The organism is Streptomyces sp. NPDC043870 (assembly GCF_056435785.1).
Genome location: NZ_JBWKDT010000005.1, coordinates 144,633 through 168,797, shown reverse-complemented (window position 1 = coordinate 168,797; position 24,165 = coordinate 144,633). Strand labels below are relative to the sequence as shown.

Annotated in this window: 17 protein-coding genes; 11 read left to right on the top strand and 6 right to left on the bottom strand. The window is 70.6% G+C overall.

Features of this window, described 5'->3' with window-relative positions:
- Positions 1–19 precede the first annotated feature (19 nt).
- The 6 genes from AC0699_RS09030 to AC0699_RS09005 form a co-directional block, all read right to left on the bottom strand.
- Entirely contained in the window at positions 20–2,155 is a 2,136-nt protein-coding gene (locus AC0699_RS09030) for a glycosyltransferase family protein (RefSeq protein ID WP_478657508.1), read from the bottom strand.
- Positions 2,152–3,564 carry a glycosyltransferase gene (locus AC0699_RS09025; RefSeq protein WP_478657944.1) on the bottom strand — a complete coding sequence of 471 codons (1,413 nt, stop codon included), beginning with the start codon at positions 3,562–3,564 and terminating at the stop codon, positions 2,152–2,154. Before AC0699_RS09025 ends, AC0699_RS09030 begins: the two co-directional genes overlap by 4 nt.
- 147 nt (positions 3,565–3,711) lie before the next feature.
- The gene (gene wecB / locus AC0699_RS09020; RefSeq protein ID WP_453664463.1) at positions 3,712–4,815 is read right to left on the bottom strand and encodes a non-hydrolyzing UDP-N-acetylglucosamine 2-epimerase; all 1,104 of its coding nucleotides are present in this window, start codon (positions 4,813–4,815) and stop codon (positions 3,712–3,714) included.
- A 269-nt stretch (positions 4,816–5,084) separates the two neighbouring features.
- Positions 5,085–6,830 carry a D-glucuronyl C5-epimerase family protein gene (locus tag AC0699_RS09015; protein WP_478657505.1) on the bottom strand — a complete coding sequence of 582 codons (1,746 nt, stop codon included), beginning with the start codon at positions 6,828–6,830 and terminating at the stop codon, positions 5,085–5,087.
- A 272-nt stretch (positions 6,831–7,102) separates the two neighbouring features.
- Positions 7,103–7,705, bottom strand: a complete 603-nt coding sequence (locus tag AC0699_RS09010; RefSeq protein ID WP_469772748.1) for an acyltransferase — start codon at positions 7,703–7,705, stop codon at positions 7,103–7,105.
- Between the two features lie 50 nt (positions 7,706–7,755).
- Entirely contained in the window at positions 7,756–9,684 is a 1,929-nt protein-coding gene (locus tag AC0699_RS09005; protein WP_478657502.1) for a hypothetical protein, read from the bottom strand.
- A 224-nt stretch (positions 9,685–9,908) separates the two neighbouring features.
- Here AC0699_RS09005 and rplU point away from each other — a divergent pair, with 224 nt between their 5' ends.
- The 11 genes from rplU (at position 9,909) to AC0699_RS08950 (ending at position 24,142) form a co-directional block, all read left to right on the top strand.
- The gene (gene rplU, locus AC0699_RS09000) at positions 9,909–10,229 is read left to right on the top strand and encodes a 50S ribosomal protein L21 (RefSeq protein WP_317432731.1); all 321 of its coding nucleotides are present in this window, start codon (positions 9,909–9,911) and stop codon (positions 10,227–10,229) included.
- A 14-nt stretch (positions 10,230–10,243) separates the two neighbouring features.
- Positions 10,244–10,498, top strand: coding sequence for a 50S ribosomal protein L27 (rpmA, locus tag AC0699_RS08995; protein ID WP_023550764.1), 255 nt, complete (start codon positions 10,244–10,246; stop codon positions 10,496–10,498).
- A 129-nt stretch (positions 10,499–10,627) separates the two neighbouring features.
- Positions 10,628–12,064, top strand: coding sequence for a GTPase ObgE (gene obgE, locus AC0699_RS08990; protein WP_478657499.1), 1,437 nt, complete (start codon positions 10,628–10,630; stop codon positions 12,062–12,064).
- A 248-nt stretch (positions 12,065–12,312) separates the two neighbouring features.
- Complete coding sequence (locus AC0699_RS08985; RefSeq protein WP_478657497.1) at positions 12,313–14,484, top strand: glycosyltransferase family 4 protein; 2,172 nt, start codon at positions 12,313–12,315, stop codon at positions 14,482–14,484.
- Between the two features lie 193 nt (positions 14,485–14,677).
- Positions 14,678–16,177, top strand: coding sequence for a D-ribitol-5-phosphate cytidylyltransferase (locus AC0699_RS08980; RefSeq protein ID WP_478657495.1), 1,500 nt, complete (start codon positions 14,678–14,680; stop codon positions 16,175–16,177).
- Positions 16,178–16,312: 135 nt separating this feature from the next.
- Complete coding sequence (locus AC0699_RS08975; RefSeq protein ID WP_478657493.1) at positions 16,313–18,481, top strand: hypothetical protein; 2,169 nt, start codon at positions 16,313–16,315, stop codon at positions 18,479–18,481.
- Positions 18,482–18,707: 226 nt separating this feature from the next.
- A complete protein-coding gene (locus AC0699_RS08970; protein WP_478657491.1) occupies positions 18,708–19,892 on the top strand; it encodes a glycosyltransferase family 2 protein in 1,185 nt (394 codons plus the stop codon).
- A gap of 43 nt (positions 19,893–19,935) precedes the next feature.
- On the top strand, positions 19,936–21,063 hold the full coding sequence (gene proB, locus AC0699_RS08965; RefSeq protein ID WP_478657489.1) for a glutamate 5-kinase: 1,128 nt from the start codon (positions 19,936–19,938) through the stop codon (positions 21,061–21,063).
- Positions 21,064–21,219: 156 nt separating this feature from the next.
- Entirely contained in the window at positions 21,220–21,816 is a 597-nt protein-coding gene (locus AC0699_RS08960; protein ID WP_478657487.1) for a hypothetical protein, read from the top strand.
- A gap of 364 nt (positions 21,817–22,180) precedes the next feature.
- Entirely contained in the window at positions 22,181–23,464 is a 1,284-nt protein-coding gene (locus tag AC0699_RS08955) for a glutamate-5-semialdehyde dehydrogenase (RefSeq protein WP_478657485.1), read from the top strand.
- Between the two features lie 66 nt (positions 23,465–23,530).
- A complete protein-coding gene (locus tag AC0699_RS08950; RefSeq protein ID WP_478657482.1) occupies positions 23,531–24,142 on the top strand; it encodes an SCO2584 family spore wall biosynthesis protein in 612 nt (203 codons plus the stop codon).
- Positions 24,143–24,165: the final 23 nt, after the last annotated feature.

Here is a 24,165-nt window from a genome sequence, read left to right as displayed (position 1 = left end):
GCCCTTCCTCGTGCGCGTATCAGCGCTCTTCGAGGAACAGCTTCTCGAACTGCTTCCGCACGACGGGCCAGTCCCACACCGAGAGTGCGTGCTCGGCCGCGAGCTTGCCCGCGTCGCGCCACGCCTCCTCGGTGGCCGTGGTCTCCAGGATGCGCTTTGCCGCCTCCTCGGGGGAACCGACGACCCAGCCCTCCGGGTAGAGGGTGCGGGCGCTGTTCGGCTTGCCCGCGTAGAACGGCCAGTCGCGGGCGACCGGGACGGCGGCGCTCGCCGCACCCTCCATCAGGCCCACGTGGCAGCCCTCACGGACCGAGGAGCTGATGATGGTGCCGATCTCTTCGAGCTTCGACGGGACGTCGTCCGTCGGACCGAGCCGCACCACCGCGCCGGACTCCTCCAGCGGGGCCAGCTCCCTCTCGAACTCGCGACGGTACTCGCGGGTCGCGCGGCTGGTCTTCGAGTCCATGTCGCCGCCGACCAGGATCAGCCGGTAGCGCTCGTCGTGCCTGCGCACCCGCTCCAGGACGTCCACGGCCCACTTGGGGTCCTTGGCGACCTGGCTGATACCGATCAGACCCAGGTTGAAGCGGGCCTCGGCCGGCTTCGGGCGGGCGAAGCCCGACAGGTCCATCGCGTTGTCGAGGATGTGGAAGCGAGGCGCCTGCTCACCACGCAGCTGCGGGACGAGCGAGGCGGCCAGGTCCTTGACGTGCGGGGCGACGAAGACGAGATCGTCGATCCGCGAGAAGTCCGTCATGTGGGGCCAGCGCGTGAACGCCTCGTAGCTGTGCAGCCGGACCACGATCCGGGTGTCACCCGGGTCGATGGTGGTGAGCATCGCGGCGGGACCCACCGACCAGTCGAGGAAGACCGTGTCGGCCCAGTCGAGGTGCGGGCGGATCAGCCGCTCCACCTCTTCCTGGTAGTCGCTCGTGCCGCCCGACAGCCGGTCCTCCAGCATCCGCCGGCCCGCCCACGCGATCCGCTTCAGCGGCTTCGTCGCGGCCAGGTCCAGGTAGCGGAGCTCGACATCGGGGTGGTTCCCGAAGTGCTCCAGGATGTGGTGGAGGAAGTTGTCGTTGGCGCTGGTGGTCACCAGCAGGCGCAGCGGACGGTCCTTGGGGGCCGGGGCGGCAGGGGTCCTGCGGCCCTGCGGACGGCTCAGCGCCTGCATCGCCTTCGAGCGGTACAGCGGGGCGACGAAGCCCTCCGCGTCCTTCGCCAGCGGCGAGGACAGCTGGTCGATGTGCAGCACCCGGTGGAAGTCCAGGAACAGCGCACGGTCCAGCGCGCCGGCCGCCGCGTCGATCTTCCCCGCGGCGAACTGCTTGTCCGCGTGGGCGAGCTGGGCCGCGACCGCCCTGTCGAGATGACGCGGGCTGATGCCCTTCGTGATCTCCTTCATGACGCCCTCGTCGAGCAGCTGCGCCTTGAGCCCGAGGTCCGGGACCTTCGACGCGGCATCCGCGAGCGCTATGGCGGCGCCGCTGGTGCGGCCCGCCCACTGCATGCCCTCGGCGACGTAGCGGGACGTCACGGCGCGCACCTTGGTCGGCACACCGGGAGCGGTCACGGCGGAGCGCCACAGCCGGGCACCGACCGTGGAGCGCATCACGGGCCGCGCGGTCGCGGTCCGCAGCAGCGCGGCCGGCAGGCCGTCCACGGAGCGGCGCACATCGCGGGCGACGGCATCGAACGGAGGCAGGATCGAGCGGCGCGGGACGCTGCCGCCCTGCGCCCGCAGGCCCTCGACGGCCTTCAGCGCGGGCGCGAGACCGAACATGGCCTCGGCGCTGCGGTTGTACTGCGCCAGTCGCCACACGGTGTACACGGCGCCCGGGTCGAGGGCGACCAGGACATCCGCCTTACGTGCGCGGGCGCGCAGCCACGAGTCGCCCTTCGACTGCATCCACACCCGCATACCGAGCGGGGAGGTGCGGGCCTTGCGGCGCAGCGCCTGGCTGCGGTGCGCCACGCTGCGCGGCAGCTGGTGCAGCCCGGCCAGCTCCAGCGCGGCGATCTCCTCGGCGTTGGACTCCAGGTGGAACGTGCCCGCCAGGTGCACCCGCGCACCCTGGGCGTTGAACTTGCGCACCGAGTCGGCGAGCACACCGAACTGCGGCTTGGCAGCGGCGATGAACAGGACTTCGGTCACGGGGTGGGTCCTCCGGCGACGATCGACTTCTCGGCGAGGGGCGCCACGTCCTCGGTGCCCGGCGCCGCGGCGTCACCGGCCTCGAGCTCCTGGGCCCCGGGCGAGGTGCGCTCCGCCAGGAACCCCTCGACGAGGTTCTTCACGGCGACGGTCATCAGCGCCTCGCGGGTGAACTGGTCCGCGTGGGCCATGGCTTCGGCGTGCACCTCGTCGCTCGTCTCCACCGCCATGTGCGCGGCCTTGACGAACGACTCGGTCAGGCCCTCCTCGTCGATGCCGACGGCGCCCGTCCACAGCGGGTGGCCCTCCAGCACGTTCGACGCGTCGTGCTCGACGACGTGCGCCGAGACGATCGGGAGGCCGGTGGCCATGTACTCGTACACCTTGCCGGAGGTGACGTAACGGCCGCCGATCAGGATCAGCACCATGGCGTCCCAGCCGGCGTAGATCTGGGCGACCTCGGCCTTGGCGGCGGGACCGCCGAAGTGGACGCCGTCGGCCTCGGCCTGCTTGAGGATCTCCGTGTGTCGGTTCGCCTCACGGCCGGCGCCGTTGCCGATGTGGCCGCGCACCTCGAAGCGCGCGTTGGCCAGCAGCGGCTCCTTCTCGCGCGCCGCCCGCCAGGCGTTGAGCACGGTCTCCAGGTGCTGCGGGGTGAAGTTGACCGTGCCGAGGTAGCCGAAGACCAGACCGGACTCGGGGTCCGGGTTGTGGGCACGGCCCGGCGAGCTGTCCGCGTCGTAGCCGTTGCGCACGACGTGCACCCGGTCCGCGAAGTCCGGGTAGCGCTTGCGGTAGTGCTCGGCGATCGGGTCGTTCACGACCCAGAGCGAGACCGCCTGGTCGAGGATCTTCTGCTCCCAGCGGCCCTCTTCGGAGTCACGTCCGAAGGCCTCGATGCCTTCGATCACGTCGATGGACCAGCCGTCGCGGAAGTCGACCGCGTACGGAACCTGCTTCTCCTCCCACAGCTTCCATGCCGCGGCGAGGTTCACGTACGGCACACAGCTGGCGAGCAGCAGGTCGGCCGGGTGGTCCTGGTGGATCCGCAGGACGGCCTGCTCCAGGGCGGTGCGCCACTCGCCGAAGTTGGGCTCGGGGAACGGCTTCATCTGGCGGCGGCGGAGCTTGGCGACCCAGCCGTTGGGGTTGAGAGCACGCGCCTCGTCGTAGAGGCGGATGTCCGTCTCCAGGTCCTCACGTGCGAGCGGCAGCTCGACGATCTTGACCTTGGGGTCGACCTGCTCCAGCAGGGTCAGGTCGACGCCGGAGTCCCGTTCCCAGGACTCCTGGGCGACGGTGACGACGGTGACGTCCCAGCCCACGTTGATGAACTGGTTCGCGGTCTCGCGCATGCGGTACGCCGAGCTCTTGGCGGCCGGCGGGAATCCGATGGCGAGGTAGATCACATGAGGCCGCTTGCCTTCCGCGGGCAGCCCGGACCTGGGAGACGCTGACATAACCGGTGACGCTAGCACGGTGACATGTACGGATTCGGGCCACCTGTCGCCGCGTCGCCCCTTGCAGGGGCGGGCGGCACCGGGCCCGGTGATCCGTCACGCGTGCCGGCTGCCCCCCTTCCACTCTTCCATGATCCGGACAACGTTCTGAGCGGCCCGGCCGTCGCCGTACGGGGTGCCGGGGTCGGCGGTCGGCACGGCACGGGTGACCGTCGCGGCCCACTCCTCGGGGGAGAGGGTGTGCGGGTCGGGAACAAGGACGTTCCAGCCGGTGTCGACGGTTTCCACCCATTCGGTCTCGGGGCGGACCGTGGTGCAGATGCGCTCCAGCAGGAACGCCTCCTTCTGCAGACCGCCGGAGTCCGTGACCACGCCGGTGGAGGCCAGCACGGCGGCGACCAGACCCGCGTACGGCAGCGGGCGGCCGACGTGCACATTGCCCTGCGCCAGGTTGATGCCGTGCGCCTCGGCACGCGCGACCAGGCGGGGGTGGGCCAGCAGCGCCACCGGCACCGGCAGCTTGGCCATCGACTCGATGATGGCGGAGAGCCGCTCGGGGTCGTCCGTGTTGTCCGGGCGGTGCAGCGTCGCCAGCAGGAACGGCTGCGACGGGTCGATGCCCTCGGGCAGCGCCGGCGCGGCGTGCTCCCCGGCCCGCACGGCGTCCCGGATCCGCAGACAGATGTCGACCATGACGTCACCGGCGAGCTCGGCGCGGTCGGCGAGGCCCTCGCTCGCGAGGTGGCGCATGGCCTCCTCGGTCGGGGCCAGCAGCAGATCGGCGCAGTGGTCGGTGAGGACGCGGTTGTGCTCCTCCGGCATCCGCCGGTTGAAGGAGCGCAGGCCCGCCTCCAGGTGCGCCACCGGCAGGTGCATCTTCACGGCCGAGAGCGCACCGGCGATGGTGGAGTTCGTGTCGCCGTACACGAGCACCCAGTCCGGCTTCTCGCGCTCCAGGACCGGGTCCAGGGCGGAGAGCACGGAGCCCGTCTGCACACCGTGGCTGCCGGAGCCGACACCGAGGTGCACGTCGGGGTCGGGGATGCCGAGGCCGTCGAAGAAGACGTCGGAGAGGTCTGCGTCGTAGTGCTGCCCGGTGTGCACGATGAAGTGCTCGTGCTCGGTCTCCGCGAACGCCGCCGCGATGGGGGCGAGCTTCACCAATTGAGGACGGGCTCCGACGATGCTGATGACTTTCACTGAGCACTCTTCTTCTTGGTCAGGGCGATGGCAGGCGTGTCACGGTCTCACACCGCTCGCAATGGTAGGCAATCCGCGCACTGACCTGGCCCGGGTCATGAGGCCGCACCGGGTGGGCGGCCGTATGCAGGCAATGGTCAGGACGCCCGTGCCAGCCACACGGCGACCGCATAACGATTTCGTGAACCGTCTGCGTACTTCGGCCGAAAACGGGTCACCCGGGGCCCTCCGCGCAGGCGGACGGCCCCGGGTGCGAGGCAACCGGCGCTTCAGCGGCCGTCGGTGAGGACGTCCGACGCGGGCACCCAGTAGCCCGCCAGGCCCCCGGCCGCGATCCGGCACATCGCCCTGCCGTTGACCAGCGACCGGCGGTCGAAGGGCGCGGTGGACGGTTTGGCGAATGTCACAGTCCGCGTGCTGCCGGCCCTTCTGCCCGTGCCGAGGCGGAAGCAGGTCACCGCGCGGTTCGCGGGGAGGGTCAGCGTTCGCTCGGGCCGGTAGACGGTGGGCAGGTACTCGCCGAGCAGGAAGGCTTTCGGGTACGCCTCGCCGGCCCACCAGCCTTCGTAGGCGCCCGCGGCGATCCGGTACGCCACTCCGCGGCCCTTGATGCGCCGGCGCCGGTTCGCCGGCACCTGAGTGGACCGGGAGAAGGTCACGGTCCTGCGGGCGAGCTCGGCGTCGGCCTTCGAGGCGACGTAGTCGCCGTCCGCGTCGGTGTCGTACCGGTACAGGGTGTGCGCACCCGCGGCGAACGCGACGGGGGAGCTCGCGGGCAGGAACCCGGAGGGGAAGTCGTCGGTCAGCAGGTCGGTCATGTGGGCGAAGCGGGGGTTGCCCGTCTGCCAGTGCAGCTGCCGGTACAGATTGATGTGGTGCTGGTGGTACGACGGCGTCGGGATCCGGTGGGTGTGGCAGTAGTACGAGGCCCAGCGCCGGTTGCGCAGCGTCGGGAAGTAGTGGTCCATGGTCGTGCACGCGCCGTCGTACAGCCGGGCCGCCTGGGCGTTCCCCGTCGCCTGGACGTAGTCCCAGAGCCCGAGCATGGCGAAGATCATGCCGTTGTACGTGCAGTCCGACGTACCGGGAGCGGCGACGGGGTACTCCTGGATCCACAGATAGCCCGCGCTGTCGCGGTTCACCACCCATGGACTGCCGTCGTCGCCGCGCAGCAGGGAGGCGAACGCGCCGTCGGCGGCTGCCCGGTAGAGGCTGCGCTCCGCCGCGGTCACACCGTCGAGCCGGGACAGCTGGATGAAGAGGCTGATCGCCTCGCCCTGCGCCATCCCGGAGTACCACGGTGCCCGGTAGGAGATGCCGCTGTGGGAGCGGTGCGTGAAGTCGAACGGGTACGGGAAGTACCACGCGCCGCGTGCCTCCACCCGGGTGTCGATCAGGCGCTGCGCCTGGGCCTTCGCGCGCTTGAGGAAGAGCGCCTTGCGGGCGGGGTCCTTCTCGGTGCGGTACCCGGAGACGCAGCCGAGTCCGAACTGGATCTGGGTGACCGGCTGGTTGTACCCGGCCGCGGCCCTGCTCGGGCGGTACATGATCACGCCGGCGGGGTCCAGGTAGGTGTGCTCGGTGTCCGGGGTGATCCTGGCCCAGGTCGTGGGCCGGTCGCGCCAGGGGCGCAGGTGTTCCGGCAGGTCCGGCAGCGCCGTGTAGCCGGAGGTGTGGAACGTGAACGGCAGCGTTGTGGGCATGTCGTTCCGTACGGCCTCGGCGACAGGGGTGCTACGGGTGCGGGGGACGTGGACCGGCCGGTCGGGCGCGCTGATCACGCCGTCGGCGGGCTGGTCCGGAAGAGGTGGCAGTGGGGGCGCCACGGCACGCCTGCCCTGCAGGCCCGGCGCGGCGGGCGTGCCCGGGCCGGCGTCGGCGGCCAGCGCCGTGCTGCCGTCCGTGCCGACCAGGGCCGCGCCGATCGCTGTGCTGATCGCCGTGCCGAGCGCGGTGCTGCTCGCGAGGTGGATGAAGCGTCTGCGATCCAGCGCGGAGCGGCTTCCATCAGCCATGCCTGAGCCCCCCAAGGAAGACCAACGATGGCTGGGGATCCTAGGGCGGGCCAGGGGGCAATTCATGACAGACACGCGGCAACCGGGACGGCCGACTCGATCGGATGCCTGAGTCGGCCTCCCGGCCATCACGGGGTTGACGCGCTGCGGCGTGGCGCGGCGTGGCGCGTCGTCCTGCCGCGTCCTGTGGGGCCGACGCGGCTGACGACGTCGCCCACTGCGGCTGAGACCGGACGCCGCGGCCTGTTCCTCGAAGATCGCCCGGACAGGGCCTAGGCGGCGCGCTCCGTCAGCACGCCGTCCTTCTCCTCGTACACGGAGCCGGTCTGCGGGCACTCCCACACGCCCGGCTCGCCCTCGCGCTCGGTCAGGCGGACGCCGGACCGGCCGACCCAGCCGATCTGCCGGGCGGGAACGCCGACGACGAGGGCGAAGTCCGGGACGTCCTTGGTGACGACCGCGCCCGCGGCGACCATCGCCCAGCGGCCGATACGGACCGGCGCGACGCACACCGAGCGCGCGCCGATCGAGGCGCCGTCGGCGATCTTCACACCGACGGCCTCCCAGTCGCCGCCGCGCTTCTGCTTGCCCTCGGGGTCCACGGAGCGCGGGTTGTGGTCGTTGGTGAGGACCACGGCAGGACCGATGAACACACCGTCACCGAGTTCGGCCGGCTCGTAGACCAGCGCGTAGTTCTGCAGCTTGCAGTTGTCGCCCATCTGCACGCCCGTACCGACATACGCACCACGGCCGATCACGCAGCCCTCACCGAGGCGGGCGCCTTCGCGGATCTGCGCGAGCTCCCACACACTGCTGCCGGCGCCGATCTCGGCGGTCTCGTCGACCTGGGCGGTGGGCTGGACCCTGTAGTTCACTTCTCTGCCTTCCGGTGTCTGGCTTCGCTCGTGAGCATACGGGGCCGGTCTCAACGATGGCGGCGCTCCCGCCGGGCCTGCACGAGCTGGCCTGCGAAGACCAGGGTCAGCAGGGACACCAGCACCGAGCGGAGCACCCCGATGTCCGGGGACCACCAGGAGTGGATCGCGGCCGAGCCGAAGAACAGGACGCCCAGGGTCCGCAGCAGCCACCAGCGCTTCCGTCGCGGGGGCGGGCACTCGCCCGGGGAGGGCGCGAGGAGGCGGTCCGGGTCCTCCGCCATCGTGTCCCGCATGCCTGCGAGGAGACCGCGCCGCTCCAGCACCCGGGCGCCCGGCACGTCCTCGAGGACATCGGGCCGCTCGCCGAAGCCGTCCGGGAGCGGCGGGAGGCCGAGGGCGGCGACGAGCTCCGCCTGGCGGCGGGCGGGGGCGTCCGAGGAGCGCAGCAGGCTGGTGAGCGGGCGCGGGTCGGGGAGGCCGTAGACCCGGGCGAGTGCGCTCGCGGTGGCGGCCGCGGTGGTGTGGTCGCCGACCGGGGCCGCCGGGTCCCAGGCGTGCGCGGCGATTTCCTTGCCCTTGTGGAGCAGGGTGAACCCGGCACGGTCGCCGATCCGGCGCAGCACCAGCGTGGGCCACTTCTCGCCGGTGGTGAAGGTGTCCGCGGCCCCGGTCAGCCGGTCCCCGCCGCCGATCAGCGCGGCCCGCCTGCCCGGTGACTCGTCGGGGGCGAGCGCCACAAAGCTCGCGGAGTCGCCCGCCGGGGCGATGCGCAGCGGCACCCCGCACATGAGGGCTGCCTCAGCGACCTTCGACGGCAGGGCGGCGGCTATCGCCAGCAGATGCACACCGGGTCCGGCGGGTCCTTCAGTTCCGGCGGTTCCGGAGGGGCTCCAGGCCGCCGAGCCCGTCATGGACTTCGGCGGCCTGGAGAAGAACGGCGTACGGCTCGCGATCTGCATCCGTACTCCCGTGCGGAAGTCCAGGAATTCCTGGCGCGGTTCTCCGAAGTAGAGCCAGGGATACGAGCGGGCCTGCACCCCGATCGCCCGGAAGACGTCCAGCGCCTCCTCGAACCGCTTGGTCAGGATCAGCATCAGGGCCAGCTCGTTGCGGAATCCGGCTGCCTCCGGGTCGCCCGGCGCATAGAAGGACGACAGCTCCCGCGCACGGTCCACCGCGGCCGTGATCCGGGAGCGGTCCACCGGCCCGTCGTCGCCGGCGCCGGCCACGACGTCGTACTCGATGGCGGCGGCCAGCGGCAGGGCGTGCAGCTTCGAGCCGGGCAGAGCCTCCGCGGCGGCCCGCTCGGCGAAGGCGAACATCTCCTCGTGCGAGCCGTGCCACTTCGCGCACAGGTACTGGAGCGCGGCGGCGTGGCAGCCGTAGTGGTGCGGGGCGCGAGCCGTGGCCTCGGCCCAGTACGCGTCGAAGAGATCGCGTGGCGCCTGGATGCCCATGGCGTGGGTGAGGGCGATCCGCCAGGGCACCGGGTCGTCGGGGTTGAGCTCGGCGGCCGCGCCGATCACCGGTACGGCGTCCTCGAGAAGGGCGAAGAACGCCCGGAACTGATCGCGCGACACCTGTTCGGCGCGGGCCGCGGACCGTATCGCCCAGGCCCGGTCGATACAGAGGTTGGCCTTGACCAGCATCGCGTCCGGGTCCTCCGGCGCCACGGCGAGCCAGGCGTCCAGCCAGCCCGGATTGTGCAGCGCGGACTCGGCGAGCTCGCCGACGTAGTGGCTGCGCCGTTCCCACTCGGCTCCGAGCCGGGTCGTGGCGAGCAGCTCCCGCGCGGGCCCGTGGTCACCGGCGACGGCCGCGGCGACGGCGGCGCGCAGCGCTGCGGGACGGTCGTCGAGGAGAACCGCCTCGTCCGGCGGAAGGTCAGCGCCGATGGCGGAGCCGTGCCGGAGCAGACGCGGCATGGTGATGAAGGAGCGCAGGGGCACGAGCGCACATTCAACAACCAGGGGCATGCTTCCACCAGGGATCTGCTTGGTTCGGCCCCGGCCTGGTTTGACCCCCTGCGGCCCGCCCCGTAACCTTGACCGTCGGCGTGTTTCCATGCGCGCCAGCTTCTGAGCACCTCCCTCCGGCTCGGCCGGAGAGGCCGTTCATCCCGTGTGGAGAGTCGCAGGCCCGTGGCCTGTGCGGACGGCTGGCATCAGAGGTTCCCGTTCCGAGCGAGAGAGAGATCCGCGTGTACGCCATCGTGCGCAGCGGTGGTCGCCAGCACAAGGTTGCTGTCGGCGACATCGTTGAGGTTGACAAGATTTCCACTGCCAAGGTTGGCGACACGGTCGAGCTCTCGACCCTGCTCGTTGTCGACGGCGACGCCGTGACCAGCGACCCGTGGGTGCTGGCCGGGATCAAGGTCCAGGCCGAGATCGTGGACCACCACAAGGGCGCCAAGATCGACATCCTGCGCTACAAGAACAAGACCGGCTACCGCCGTCGTCAGGGCCACCGCCAGCAGTACACGGCGATCAAGGTCACGGCGATCCCCACGGCTGCGAAGTAAGGGACTGAGGAGAGATGGCACACAAGAAGGGCGCATCGTCCACCCGGAACGGTCGCGACTCCAACGCTCAGCGGCTCGGCGTGAAGCGCTTCGGCGGTCAGGTCGTCAACGCGGGTGAGATCCTGGTCCGTCAGCGTGGCACGCACTTCCACCCGGGCGCCGGCGTCGGCCGTGGCGGCGACGACACGCTGTTCGCGCTGCAGGCCGGTGCGGTGGAGTTCGGTACCCACCGTGGCCGCAAGGTCGTGAACATCGTTCCGGTCGCCTGATCCAGGCCCCGTAGAACAGTTCTTCGCGAGGGCGGACCTCACTTCTCGTACGGACGTACGGGAAGCGGGTCCGCCTTTCGCGTGTTACTGAAGAGACATTTCCGTACGTAATTTTCTGGAGGCACATCCATGACCACCTTCGTGGACCGCGTCGAGCTGCATGTCGCCGCGGGTAACGGAGGCCACGGCTGCGCCTCCGTGCATCGGGAGAAGTTCAAGCCGCTCGGCGGGCCCGACGGCGGGAACGGCGGTCGTGGCGGTGACGTCATCCTCACCGTCGACCAGTCGGTCACGACCCTGCTCGAGTACCACCACTCGCCGCACCGCAAGGCCACCAACGGCAAGCCCGGCGAGGGCGGCAACCGCTCCGGCAAGGACGGCCAGGACCTCGTGCTGCCCGTCCCGGACGGCACGGTCGTCCTCGACAAGCAGGGCAATGTGCTGGCCGACCTGGTCGGGCAGGGCACGACGTACGTAGCCGCCGACGGCGGCCGCGGCGGCCTCGGCAACGCGGCACTGGCGTCGGCCCGCCGCAAGGCGCCGGGCTTCGCGCTGCTCGGCGAGCCCGGTCGCGCCGGCGACATCGTCCTGGAGCTGAAGACCGTCGCGGACGTGGCGCTGGTCGGCTACCCGAGCGCGGGCAAGTCCTCGCTGATCTCGGTGCTGTCCGCGGCCAAGCCGAAGATCGCGGACTACCCCTTCACGACGCTCGTACCGAACCTGGGCGTGGTCACGGCCGGCTCGACCGTCTACACGATCGCGGACGTGCCGGGCCTGATCCCGGGCGCCAGCCAGGGCCGCGGCCTCGGCCTGGAGTTCCTGCGCCATGTCGAGCGCTGCTCGGTGCTGGTGCACGTGCTGGACACGGCGACGCTGGAGTCCGACCGGGACCCCGCCTCCGACCTCGATGTCATCGAGGAGGAGCTGAAGCAGTACGGCGGTCTCGACGACCGTCCCCGGATCGTCGTCCTCAACAAGATCGACATCCCGGACGGCCAGGACCTCGCGGACATGATCCGCCCGGACCTGGAGGAGCGCGGCTACCACGTCTTCGAGGTGTCGGCGGTCGCGCGTACCGGCCTGAAGGAGCTGTCCTTCGCACTGGCCGACATCGTGGCGAAGGCGCGCGCGGCCAAGCCGAAGGAGGAGGCGACCCGGATCGTCATCCGCCCGAAGGCGGTCGACGACGCGGGCTTCACGGTCACGCAGGAGGAGGACGGCCTCTTCCGCGTGCGCGGCGAGAAGCCGGAGCGCTGGGTGCGCCAGACCGACTTCAACAACGACGAGGCCGTCGGCTACCTGGCGGACCGCCTCAACCGCCTCGGTGTCGAGGAACAGTTGATGAAGGCGGGCGCCCGCGCGGGCGACGGCGTGGCGATCGGCCCCGAGGACAACGCGGTCGTCTTCGACTGGGAGCCCACGATGATGGCCGGCGCGGAGATGCTCGGCCGCCGCGGCGAGGACCACCGCCTCGAGGCCCCGCGCCCCGCGGCCCAGCGCCGCAAGGACCGCGAGGCGGAACGCGACGAGGCGCAGCGCGAGTTCGACGACTTCGACCCGTTCTAGGCCTCAGGCCCTGACAGGCCCTCGAACGCCAAAGGGGCTCCACCGGAGCCCCTTTGGCGTTCGAGGAGCGGTCTGGGGCAGCGCCCCACTTCGCCCGCCCCAATTCGCCCGCCCCGGGAAGGGCGGCCCGTGAGCGGACAAATCCGATCCGTTCAGATCCGTGAGGTGGAACAACCTGCCGTCCCCGATCACCGTCTTGTACGCGGGGGCAGGGCACTTTGCCCCGGCTGGCACTGAACGGAGCGTTGATGAAGGTCTCCTTCCTCATCCACACCATCTACGGCATCGGCGGCACCATCCGCACCACGCTCAATCTCGCGGAGGAGCTCGCCGGACGGCATGAGGTGGAGATCGTCTCCGTCTTCCGGCACCGGGACGAGCCGCTCTTCGCGATCGACCCCCGCATCAAGGTCGTACCGCTCGTCGACACCCGGCCGTCCTCTCCGGGGAACGAGCAGAAGCATCCGCTCGCGCTGCGACCCGCCGAGCGCTTCCCGGCCCATGAGGCGCGTTTCACGGAGTACAGCAAGCTCACCGACGAGCGGGTGCGGGAGCACTACGCCGGCTCCGACGCCGACGTGATCATCGGGACCAGGCCGGGGCTCGTCGCGTACGTCGCCCAGTTCGCCCCGGAACGCTCCGTGCTCATCGGCCAGGAGCACATGACGCACAACCACCACAAGCCCGAGCTGCGCGCCGAACTGCGCGAACACCTCGCCGCGCTCGACGCGTTCGTCACCGTCTCGGAGGGCGACGCGGCGGTGTGGAGGGAGCGGATGCCGCTGCCGGACACCCAGGTGCTGGCCATCCCGAACAGCGTGCCCGAGCCCGTGGTCGCCCCCTCCGACCTCAGCGGGACGACCGTCGTCGCGGCCGGGCGGCTCGCCTCGGAGAAGCAGTACGACGTACTGATCGAGGCGTTCGGCAAGGTCGTCGCCGTACGCCCGGAGTGGACCCTGCGCATCTGCGGCTGGGGCAAGCAGAAGGACCGTCTCCGCCGACGCATCGACGAACTCGGCCTCTACAACAGCGTCCATCTCATGGGCCCCCGATCGCCGATCGAACCGGAGTGGGCGAAGGGCGCGATAGCCGTGTCCACCTCGCGCCACGAGTCCTTCGGCATGACGCTCGTCGAGGCCATGCGGTGCGGACTGCCGGTCGTCAGCACCGACTGCGACTACGGTCCCCGCGAGATCATCGCGGACGGGGTGGACGGACTGCTCGTCCCCGTCGGCGACACCGACGCCATCGCCGCCGCGCTGCTGCGGCTCATCGACGACGAGCCGCTGCGTCACCGGATGGGAGCCGCCGCCCGGTCCCATGCCCGCCGCTTCGACCCGGGCCCGGTCGCGAAGCAGTACGAGGAGCTGTTCGCGGAGCTCGGCGCGGGCTCCCGTGCCCAGGCCGCCACCTCGGCGGGCGGCCCCGCCGTGCGCGCCGGGTCACCCCCGGACGACTCGGACTCGCTCTCGGACGTGGATTCGCTCTCCGACGTGGACTCGGACACGCTCCCGGATTCGGACTCGGCCCCGGACACCCTCCGCGTGGACTGCGTCGCCGAAGACAGCGGTGCGCTCACCGTCACCCTTCTCGGAGAGCGGACAGAGGACGCCGTCCTCGTGTGCGTGCATCCCAACGCCGCCGTCCCTGACCGCGTCTTCCCCTTCGACGCAGGCGGCCGCGCCACCGTCCCCGCGGGCGAGGACTTCGCCGAGGGCATCTGGACCTGCCACGCCGAGCGGCAGCACGACCCCGACCAGCCGCAGCCCGCCGCCGAGCGGACCTCGCCCGCCGCTGACCGGACCCCGCTCGCCACCCGCGCTGTCGACCAGCGCGGAGCGATGCGGGCCGCCGCCCGCGTCAGGCCCGGCACAGCCGTACGCACCCTCGTCCCCTATGTACGGCAGGGCACGCTCTGCCTGCGCTCCTGGGTACGCCCGGTCCACGCCGAGTCGGGCGACGTCAACATCGGCGACCGGCAGATCACCATTTCCGGGCGTTTGCTGGGCGAAGCGCAGCCGACCGGTGATCCGGTCCTTCTCCTGCGCCGCCGTGGTAAGGACGCCGGCGAGCTGGAGTTCCCCGGTGTCCGCGAGGGTACCGACGGCTTCCGCTGCACCCTCCCGACCGCCGCCCCCGCCGCGGGCCAGGCCTCCGCCCACGACGTCTGGGACCTCTGGCTGCGCTACGCGCCGGGCGCCGCACCCGTCAGGATCGGCCGTGTACTCGACGACGTGGTCGAGAAGGGCACGGTCTATCCGTATCCCTCCGTGGATCTACTGAAGAAGCGCCCGCTCGCGCATGTGCGCGCTGTGGTGGACCGGTTGCGCTCCCGGCCACGTGACGAGGTAACGGTGAAGATCTTCTTCAGCGCCGGAAACGAACTTGTACTCAACGTCGTCGACAAAGCTATGAAGTAACTGTGAGCCACAGGTCGTCTCTGTGGTATCAGTCACCCCTTCGTCCCGTTCCGCCCTCTCAAATTCCCCTGGCCAGCGGGTGAACACCCGGTTTCGGCAGGGTGTGGAGCGCCCGTTGCCTGCCTTGCGGGACCGTCACGGAGAGTGCGACCATCACACCGACCCCCAGTCATCGCAAGGTAGAGGTTCGTCTGTGTCCGTGCCGCAGGAAGCCAAGCCCCGCACCACAGCAGTCGTGCTCGCCGGTGGTACCGGTCAGCGCGTGGGGCTCGCGATCCCCAAGCAGCTGCTGAAGATCGCCGGCAAGGCCGTCATCGAGCACACGCTGACGATCTTCGAGCAGGCGGAAGCCATCGATGACGTGATTGTGCTGATGGCGCCGGGATTCGTGCCCGATGTCGAGAAGATCATCGCGAAGGCCGGCCTCACCAAGGTCACCAAGGTGATCGAGGGCGGCGCGACCCGCAACGAGACCACCGAGCGTGCGATCCGGGCCATCGGTGAGGACCTCGCGGAGGGTGAGGACGCCAATGTCCTCTTCCATGACGCGGTGCGTCCGCTTCTGTCACAGCGGGTGATCGCGGACTGTGTCGACGCTCTCGAGCGTTACCAGGCCGTGGACGTCGCCATCCCCTCCGCGGACACGATCATCGTGACCCGCACCCATGGCGAGGACGGCGAGTTCATCACCGACGTCCCGGACCGTTCCCGGCTCCGCCGCGGCCAGACCCCGCAGGCCTTCAAGCTCTCCACGATCCGCAGGGCGTACGAGATCGCCGCCGGGGACCCCAACTTCCAGGCCACGGACGACTGCAGCGTCGTGCTCAAGTACCTGCCGGACGTGCCGATCTACGTCGTCGCGGGCGACGAGTACAACATGAAGGTCACTCAGCCGGTCGACGTCTTCATCGCCGACAAGCTCTTCCAGCTGGCCTCCACCGCCGCCCCGCGCCAGGCCGACGAGGCCGCCTACCGCGAGCTGCTGGCAGGCAGGACCCTGGTCGTCTTCGGGGGCTCGTACGGCATCGGCGCTGACATCGCCGCGCTCGCCGAGCAGTACGGCGCGAAGGTCTACGCCCTGGGCCGCTCCACCACCGGCACCCACGTCGAGAACCCGGAGCACGTGGACGACGCGCTCTCCAAGGCGTACGCCGAGACCGGCCGTATCGACTACGTCATCAACACCGCGGGCGTCCTGCGCATCGGCAAGCTCGCCGAGACCGACAACGTGACCATTCAGGAAGCGCTGAACGTCAATTACCTGGCACCTGTCCAGATTGCCCGCGCCTCGTACAAGTATCTGGCGGAGACCAAGGGGCAGCTGCTTCTCTACACCTCTTCCAGCTACACTCGCGGCCGCGCCGAATACAGCCTTTACTCGTCCACCAAGGCGGCCATGGTGAATCTCACCCAGGCCCTCTCCGACGAATGGGCGGCCGACGGAATCCGTGTGAATTGCGTCAACCCGGAGCGTACGGCCACGCCGATGCGCACCAAGGCGTTCGGCCAGGAGCCGGCCGGTTCGCTGCTGTCCTCCGAGGCCGTGGCCCGGACCTCGCTGGACGTGCTGCTTTCCGAGCTGACCGGCCATGTCATCGATGTACGGCAGCAGGACCCGACCCGCGAGGCCAGCGAGGCCAGCGGATTCGAGCAGGCGCTGGCGTCCGTGCTTGACCGTCAAGAGGATGTGTAATAATTCCCCGTCACTGAGACAGTTCGGGCCTCTGTTGGTCGCCATATACGCGACACAGGGGCCCGAGTTCGTGAAAGCCCGTCTTCACAATTTCCTTAAACGTGAATCAACCGGCACCTTTGGAGCAGGTTCTACGTGATTTCGACCGCCATTCGCCTGGCACGTGTGGGCAGCCGGTCAGAGCTGGCCGCGGCAGTCCTGATGGGACTGGGGTATCCGTGCGTCATGATCGCCGCGCTGATCCCCAGCATCTGGATGTTCGCTGCGGCGGCCGCCGTGACCTATGCCGCGGACTGGTATCTGCACCAGCGCGGCAGCTATCTGGTCAACCGCCTGAACAAGGTCCGGGCCGGTCTGCCGATCCGCTTCCTGCTCCGCCAGCTGCTGCTGATCCTGCTGCTCGCCCGCGAGAACCTCGCGGACCAGCCGCTGTTCTACGCGACGGTCGCCTGCTTCCTGCTCTTCTACGGCCTTCAGGCGCCGCACGGCGCGCTGACCACCCTGATCAGGCTGCGCCGGACCATGCCGGTCGTCACCCGTAACGTCGACCTCAACGCCGTACGCATCCCCGACGCCCCGCCGCGCGCCCTGCTGCGCCGTTCCGGCGAGAAGATGCTGCACCTCGACATCCCCGCCATGGCGGGCGTCGTGATCGCGGCCGCCACCGGCCGCAACATCGTCGGCTACGTCGGCACCGCCGTCACCATCGTCCTCGCCCTGCTCTACACCGCCGCGCTCGTGCCGTATCTGCGCCGCAAGCGCCGTGTGCCGTCCGCGCCCGCCGTGCTCAAGGCCGTGCAGAAGTGGCTGAGCGAGTACCAGCCCACCGTCGCCCTGTACTTCTCCGGCTCCGACGAGTCGGCGTACCAGGTCAACATGTGGCTGGATACGATGGAGCAGATCGACGGCAGGCCGATCATCATCATGCGCGAGCGAAGTCTCGTCGCGAAGCTCAACGAGACCTCCGTGCCCGTGCTCTGCGTCCCGGGCGGCCAGCACCTGATGGCGATGAAGCTCGACACGGTCCGGGTGACGCTGTACCCGGCCAACGTCGGCAAGAACATCCACATGCTGCGCGTACCGACCATGAAGCACGTCTTCATCGGCCACGGCGACAGCGACAAGCTCGCCAGCGTCAACCCCTTCTCCAAGGTGTACGACGAGGTGTGGACGGCGGGACGGGCCGGCCGCGACCGGTACGCGCTCGCCGACGTCGGTGTCCTCGACGACGACATCGTCGAGGTGGGCCGCCCCCAGCTGGCCCCCATCAAGACCTGGACGGGGATCCCGAAGAACCCCATCCCGACCATCCTGTACGCCCCCACCTGGGAGGGCTGGGACAACAACCCCGGCAACACCTCCCTGCTGCTCGCCGGCGAGAACATCGTCCGGCGGCTCCTGGAGGCAGAGCAGCCGGTCCGTGTGATCTACAAGCCGCACCCCTTCACCGGCATCCGCAACAAGAAGGCCCTGGCCGTCCACGAGCGGATCATGGCGATGGTGCGCAAGGCCGCCGCCGAGCGTGCCACCGACCCCCGCTGGGCCGAGCAGGCCGTCGCGGCGCAGTCCGGGCAGTCGGCCGCGCGCGCCGAGCTGACCCGTATCGAAGCCCGGCTGGCCGAGCTCTCCAAGCCCGGCCGCGCGGGCGGCGACGAGTCCGAGGAGTCGCGGGTCTCCCTCGCCGACCCCCAGCGGCTCGCCGAGATCCAGCGGCTGCGGGCCGAGTGGAACGACGCGTACTGGCGCTCCTTCGGCTGGTGGGAGCACAAGGTCGTCACCGGCTCCGAGCCCAAGCTGTACGACTGCTTCAACGAGTCCGACGGCATGATCTCCGACATCTCCAGTGTCGTCTCCGACTTCATCGCGAGCGGCAAGCCGTACGCCGTCACCGACTCGGCGGAGCTCGGCACCGACGAATTCAAGCGGCAGAACACGGCGGTACGGGCCGCGGTCATCCTTTCCAACAGCGCCGAGGAGATCGACCAGCTGCTGGCCGCCGTGGCCGACCCGGCTGCCGACACCCTTGCCGACGGGCGGGACGAGCTGAAGAAGTATCTGATCGGACCCGACGAGCCCACGTCGATCGAGCAGTTCGACGCGGCGGTACGGGCGCTGGTGGCCAAGGCCGAGGCGCGCAACGCCCGTGTGGAGCAGCGGATCGGGGCTCAGACGATCGGTGAGCTCGACCGCGAGTCGGACGCCGGCGGCGCGGGTGGCGCGGGCGGCGACACGGAGGGCAACGGCGCCGAAGGCAATGGCGCCGAAGGCAATGGCGTGGAGGCGACGGCCACCGCGGTCCGCTGACCCACGTCAACCGAACGGCCCGTAAGCCTCCCCGACAGGGCGGACTTACGGGCCGTTGCGCGTGCCGTCACACCGCTGACATGCGCGTTTTGTGCACCATGTGCCAATGTCCGACAGCTGTGCAGAGCCTCCCGGCTCAGAGTGTCCCGGCACTGATCCTTCCGGCACCGAGTCTTCCGGCACACGGACTCCCGACGTCAGTGTGATCATCGGCGCCTATGAGGCTATGCCTTATCTGATCAAGTGCCTCGCATCGGTCGAGGCCCAGACGCTGGGCCCGGACCGGCTGGAGATCGTGGCTGTCGACGACGGCTCCGCCGACGGCACGGGGGAGTACCTGGAGGAGTTCGCGGCTCGCACGAAGGTGGCCACGAGGGTGGTGCACCAGCCCAACTCCGGTGGCCCCAGCGGCCCCCGCAACACCGGCCTGGCCATGGCCCGCGGCCGCTACGTCTTCTTCCTCGACGCCGACGACCACCTGGGCGAGGAAGCACTGGAACGGATGGTCGCGATGGGCGACCGGGCCGGCACGGACGTCGTGCTCGGCAAGGTCGTCGGCGTCAACCGCAACGCCGCCAAGTCGATGTGGGCGCGGACCGTCGAGCGCGCCGACATCTACACCTCCAACGTCAAGTTCACGCTCAGCGCGCAGAAACTCTTCCGGCGCGAGCTGCTCGTCCGGCACGGCATGAGGTTCGACGAGTCCCTGCGCACCGGCGAGGACGCGCTGTTCACGATGGAGGCGTATCTGCGCGGTGCCGGAGTCTCCGTCGTCGCCGACTACACGTGCTACTACCTGGTCGGCCGCGAGGACGGCAAACACCTGACGAAGACGGGCGGATACGAGCCGCGTTTCGACTCGGCCCGCGCGCTGATGAAGCTGATCGCCGCGCACGTACGCCCGGGCGCGAGGCGCGATCAGCTGATGGTGCGGCCCTTCACGGTCACGCTGCTGCCGCAGTTCGGGCCGGTGGTGCTACGGCAGTCGGAGGAGATCCTTCGGCACAAGATGGAGCTGGCCGCCCCGCTCATGGCCGCGTACTGGACACCCGGGGTGGCCCGCCGGCTCCGCGCCGAGGCACGGCTGCGGCTCACCTGCGTCGCGCTGGACCGCCCCGATCTGCTGCGGGACGTCCTGGCGTTCAGCCGCGCGGGCACCGTGCCGCAGGTGGTGCGCCGACGCGGCCGGGCCTATCTCGCCTATCCGCACTTCCACGAGCCGGACGCGGGCATCCCCGTCTCCGCGTACGAGGTGACCGTGCCGGAGCGCATCGGCGGTGAGCGCATCGAACCGCAGGCACGGCTCGCACGGAGAGCCTGGCGAGCGGCACGACGGGTGCGCCGGGGAGCCGGGCACGCCCTGGCCAGGATGCGCCGGGCGGTGCTCCCCAAGCGCTTGTCCAGCGGATGAAATGGATGAGCGACGACGGCGGCCCCTGGCATAGATTCGCCACGTGACAGTGGCAAGGCAGTACGTAACGGAAGCACGCAGGATCGTCGTCAAGGTCGGTTCGTCCTCGCTCACCACGGCCTCGGGCGGCCTCGACGCCGACCGCGTGGACGCCCTCGTCGACGTACTGGCCAAGGTCCGCAGCGGCGGCGAGAAAGAGATAGTGCTGGTCTCCAGCGGTGCCATCGCCGCCGGGCTCGCACCGCTCGGACTGGCCCGCCGCCCCAAGGATCTGGCCCGTCAGCAGGCCGCCGCCAGCGTCGGCCAGGGCCTGCTCGTCGCCCGCTACACCGCCTCCTTCGCCCGCTACGGCGTCCGCGTCGGCCAAGTGCTCCTCACCTCCGACGACACCAGCCGCCGTGCCCACTACCGCAACGCCTACCGCACCCTCGACCAGCTGCTCGCCATGGGCGCCGTCCCGGTCGTCAACGAGAACGACACCGTCGCCACGGACGAGATCCGCTTCGGCGACAACGACCGGCTCGCCGCCCTCGTCGCCCATCTCGTACGGGCCGACCTGCTGGTCCTGCTCTCCGATGTGGACGGCCTGTACGACGGGGACCCCAGCAAGCCCGGCACCTCCCGGATCGAGGAGGTCCGCGGGCCGGAGGATCTGACGGGCGTGGAGATCGGCTCGGCCGGGAAGGCCGGCGTCGGCACCGGCGGCATGGTCACGAAGGTCGAGGCGGCCCGTATCGCCGCGGCCGCCGGCGTACCGGTCGTGCTCACCTCCGCGAGCCGCGTCGCCGACGCGCTCGCCGGACGCGACACCGGCACCTACTTCCGCCGCACGGGCCGGCGCTCCGCCGACCGGCTGCTGTGGCTCGCCCATGCCTCCACTCCGCAGGGGTCGCTCACCCTCGACGAGGGAGCCGTACGGGCTGTCGTCGAGGGCAAGAAGTCGCTGCTCCCCGCCGGAATCGCCTCGGTCGACGGCGAGTTCAGCGCCGGCGACCCGGTGGAGCTTCGCGACTCCACCGGCCGGGCCGTCGCCCGGGGCCTGGTGAACTTCGACTCGAAGGAGATCCCGCAGCTGCTCGGCCGCTCCACCCGGGACCTCGCCAAGGAACTCGGCCCCGCATACGAGCGGGAGGTCGTACACAGAGACGATCTCGTCGTCCTGCACCCCTGACGCCACCCCTGAAACGGCTGAAAGTCCGGCCTTCTGGCAAGGACCTTTACCAAAACCGCCCCACGTCCCGTCCCGGGCTGGTCAACTTTGTCAGGGGGCTTTGTCACGGGGACAAGGCGGGGTTCGGCACCACAACGCATCAACAGGAGGCCTCCGGTGAGACGAGCGCGCCCAGGGGCGGCGCCCCGTGGGACACGGGGCACCACCCAGGCCCGCAGGGCCGCGGGGGAGCAGCGTGCCCTGACGAGTGTGGAAGCAGGGGCCGACTTCGACGATTCCGACAACGTTGACGGTTCCGGCGGTTCCGGCGGTTTCGACAGCGTCGACGGCGTCGACGAGGACAAGGGCGTCGGCACGGGCCGGGGCCAGGAGCCCGGACGGGACGCGGACCCGCAGGCCAGCGATCGTGTGGTGTCCAAGCTGTGGCACGTCACGCTCTGCGTCTCTGGCGTGGAAGCCCCGCTGAAGGAGGTCAGGCGCGGACTCGAACAGCTCGCCCACGACCACCCCTTCCTGCTGACCAGCCGGTACGCCAACGATCACGCCGAGATCCGCTACTGGGAAGAAGCCCGGGACCTGCACGATGCCGCGGCCGTGGCACTGCGTCTATGGGGCGAGCACCGCTCCAGTGCCAAGCTGCCGCCGTGGGAGATCGTCGGCCTGGAGGTCATCGACCGCGAGACGTACCACCAGCGCATCGCCGAGGGCTACGGCCCGCCACCCGCCGCCCCCGTCGGCGTTCACCCGTTCTGACGAAGCATCGCGGACCGGCGGGCAGCCCTGGGCTGTCCGGATGACGGCCCGGGCAGCCCGGGGCGGTCGGGCGCCTGGACGCCCGGGCGCCTGGACCCTGGATGCCCGGGCGGTCGGGCAGGGCCGGGAGAGCCGGAGGGCTGGATGCCCGGGGTGGTCGAGCGGGCCGGAGGGCCGGGGAGCGCCGGGGGAGGAATCAGGGAGTTGCGCGTGAGGACCGGGAGCGGTGGTGAGGGCCGGGAGCGGTGGTGAGGACAGGGGAGGCCGTGAAGGCACCGGGCCCCGGTCTCGCTCCGAGGTCCGATCCGTCTCGTACTACGGAATACGTGCGGGATGCCCGCAGACCGCGCATTACCCTGCGGGCATGACCTCGCTCTCGCCGTACGACAACATGACCCCGGTCGCACAGGCCGCCTACCGGGCCCGCGCGGCCGCCGCCGGGATCGCGCCGCTCCCGCGCGCGGTCAAGGACGACGCCCTGCTGGCGATCGCCGACGCCCTCGAGGTCCGTACGAGCGAGATCGTCGAGGCCAACGCCGAGGACATCGCCCGCGCCCGCGAGGCCGGCACCAGCGAGGCGATCATCGACCGGCTCACCCTGACCCCCGAGCGGGTCCGGGCCATCGCCGCCGACGTCCGGGACGTCGCCGCCCTGCCCGACCCGGTCGGCGAGGTCGTCCGCGGCTCGACCCTCCCCAACGGGATCGACCTGCGTCAGGTCCGCGTCCCCCTCGGCGTCGTCGGGATCATCTACGAGGCCCGGCCGAACGTCACGGTGGACGCCGCCGCGCTCTGTCTGAAGTCCGGCAACGCCGTCCTGCTCCGTGGCTCCTCCTCCGCCTACTCCTCCAACACCGCCCTGGTGAGGGTCCTGCGCGACGCCGTCGGAGGGGCCGGCCTGCCCGCCGACGCCATCCAGCTCGTGCCCGGCGAGAGCCGTGACTCCGTACGCGAGCTGATGCGCGCCCGCGGCCTCGTCGACGTCCTCATCCCGCGCGGCGGTGCCTCCCTGATCCGCACCGTCGTCGAGGAGTCCACGGTCCCGGTCATCGAGACCGGCACGGGCAACTGCCATGTGTACGTCGACGCCCAGGCCGACCTCGACATGGCCGTCTCCATCCTCATCAACTCCAAGGCCCAGCGCCCCAGCGTCTGCAACGCCGCCGAGACCCTCCTCGTGCACCGGGACATCGCCGACGCCTTCCTCCCGCGCGCCCTGGACGCCCTCGCCGAGGCCGGTGTCACCGTCCACGCCGACGAGCGCACCCAGGCCTACGCCGAAGGCTCCAAGGCCAAGGTCGTGCCCGCCACGGCGGAGGACTGGGAGACCGAATATCTCTCGTACGACATCGCCGCCGCCGTCGTCGACTCACTGGACAGCGCCGTCGAGCACATCCGCCTCTGGTCCTCCGGGCACACCGAGGCCATCGTCACCACCTCCCAGGCCGCGGCCCGCCGCTTCACCCAGCTGGTCGACTCGACGACGGTCGCCGTGAACGCGTCCACCCGTTTCACCGACGGCGGCCAGTTCGGTTTCGGCGCGGAGATCGGCATCTCCACGCAGAAGCTGCACGCCCGCGGTCCCATGGGCCTTCCCGAGCTGACCTCGACGAAGTACATCGTGACGGGCGACGGTCACACCCGGTGACGAAGGAGTGCGGGCAGTTGACCGCACTCCCTGCCCAAAACCCGCACCCAGGTCTACCCTGAAGGCGTGCCGGACGACGTGGGGGGCAGGCCGTTCCCGGACGGCTGGGAGCCCGACGACGACCGCGGAGGCGCGGACGAGGACTTCGCCTCCGTGGTGTTCGACGAGGACTTCGTACGGGCCGCCGAGATCCACGAACCGACGGCCGTCGAGCGGCTGCTCGCTGCGGCCCAGGCCCGCGCCGAGGCCGAAGCCGCCCGCGCCCGGGCCGGCGCCGGCCCCGCCGACGACGAGCTCTACGACGACGGCTATGGCCCCGCGGACGAGTACGGCCGCGAGCGTCGATACGACGACTACGACCCCGTCGGCCGCGCGGGCCGGGACCTGGGCCCGTACGGACCGCACGGCGGCTCCCTGCGCCCCTACCGCGGCGCCGCCCGCTGGCACCGCCCCGTCGCGTGGGTCCTCGCCCTGGTGATGGGCATTGGCATGGTCGCCCTCGCCTTCACCGCCGTCTACCGGGGAGCCGCGGCCAACCGCCAGGACCGTGTCCCGCCACCCGCCACGACGGGCGTCGACACCCCCACCAAGGGCTCCGTCCCGGAACGGGTCACCCGCCCCTCGGCCTCCGCCGAGTACTCCGCACCTCCCGCCTCCGCAGCGCCGCGCACCCCCTGACGGAGCGCGTGAGAGCTTGTCAG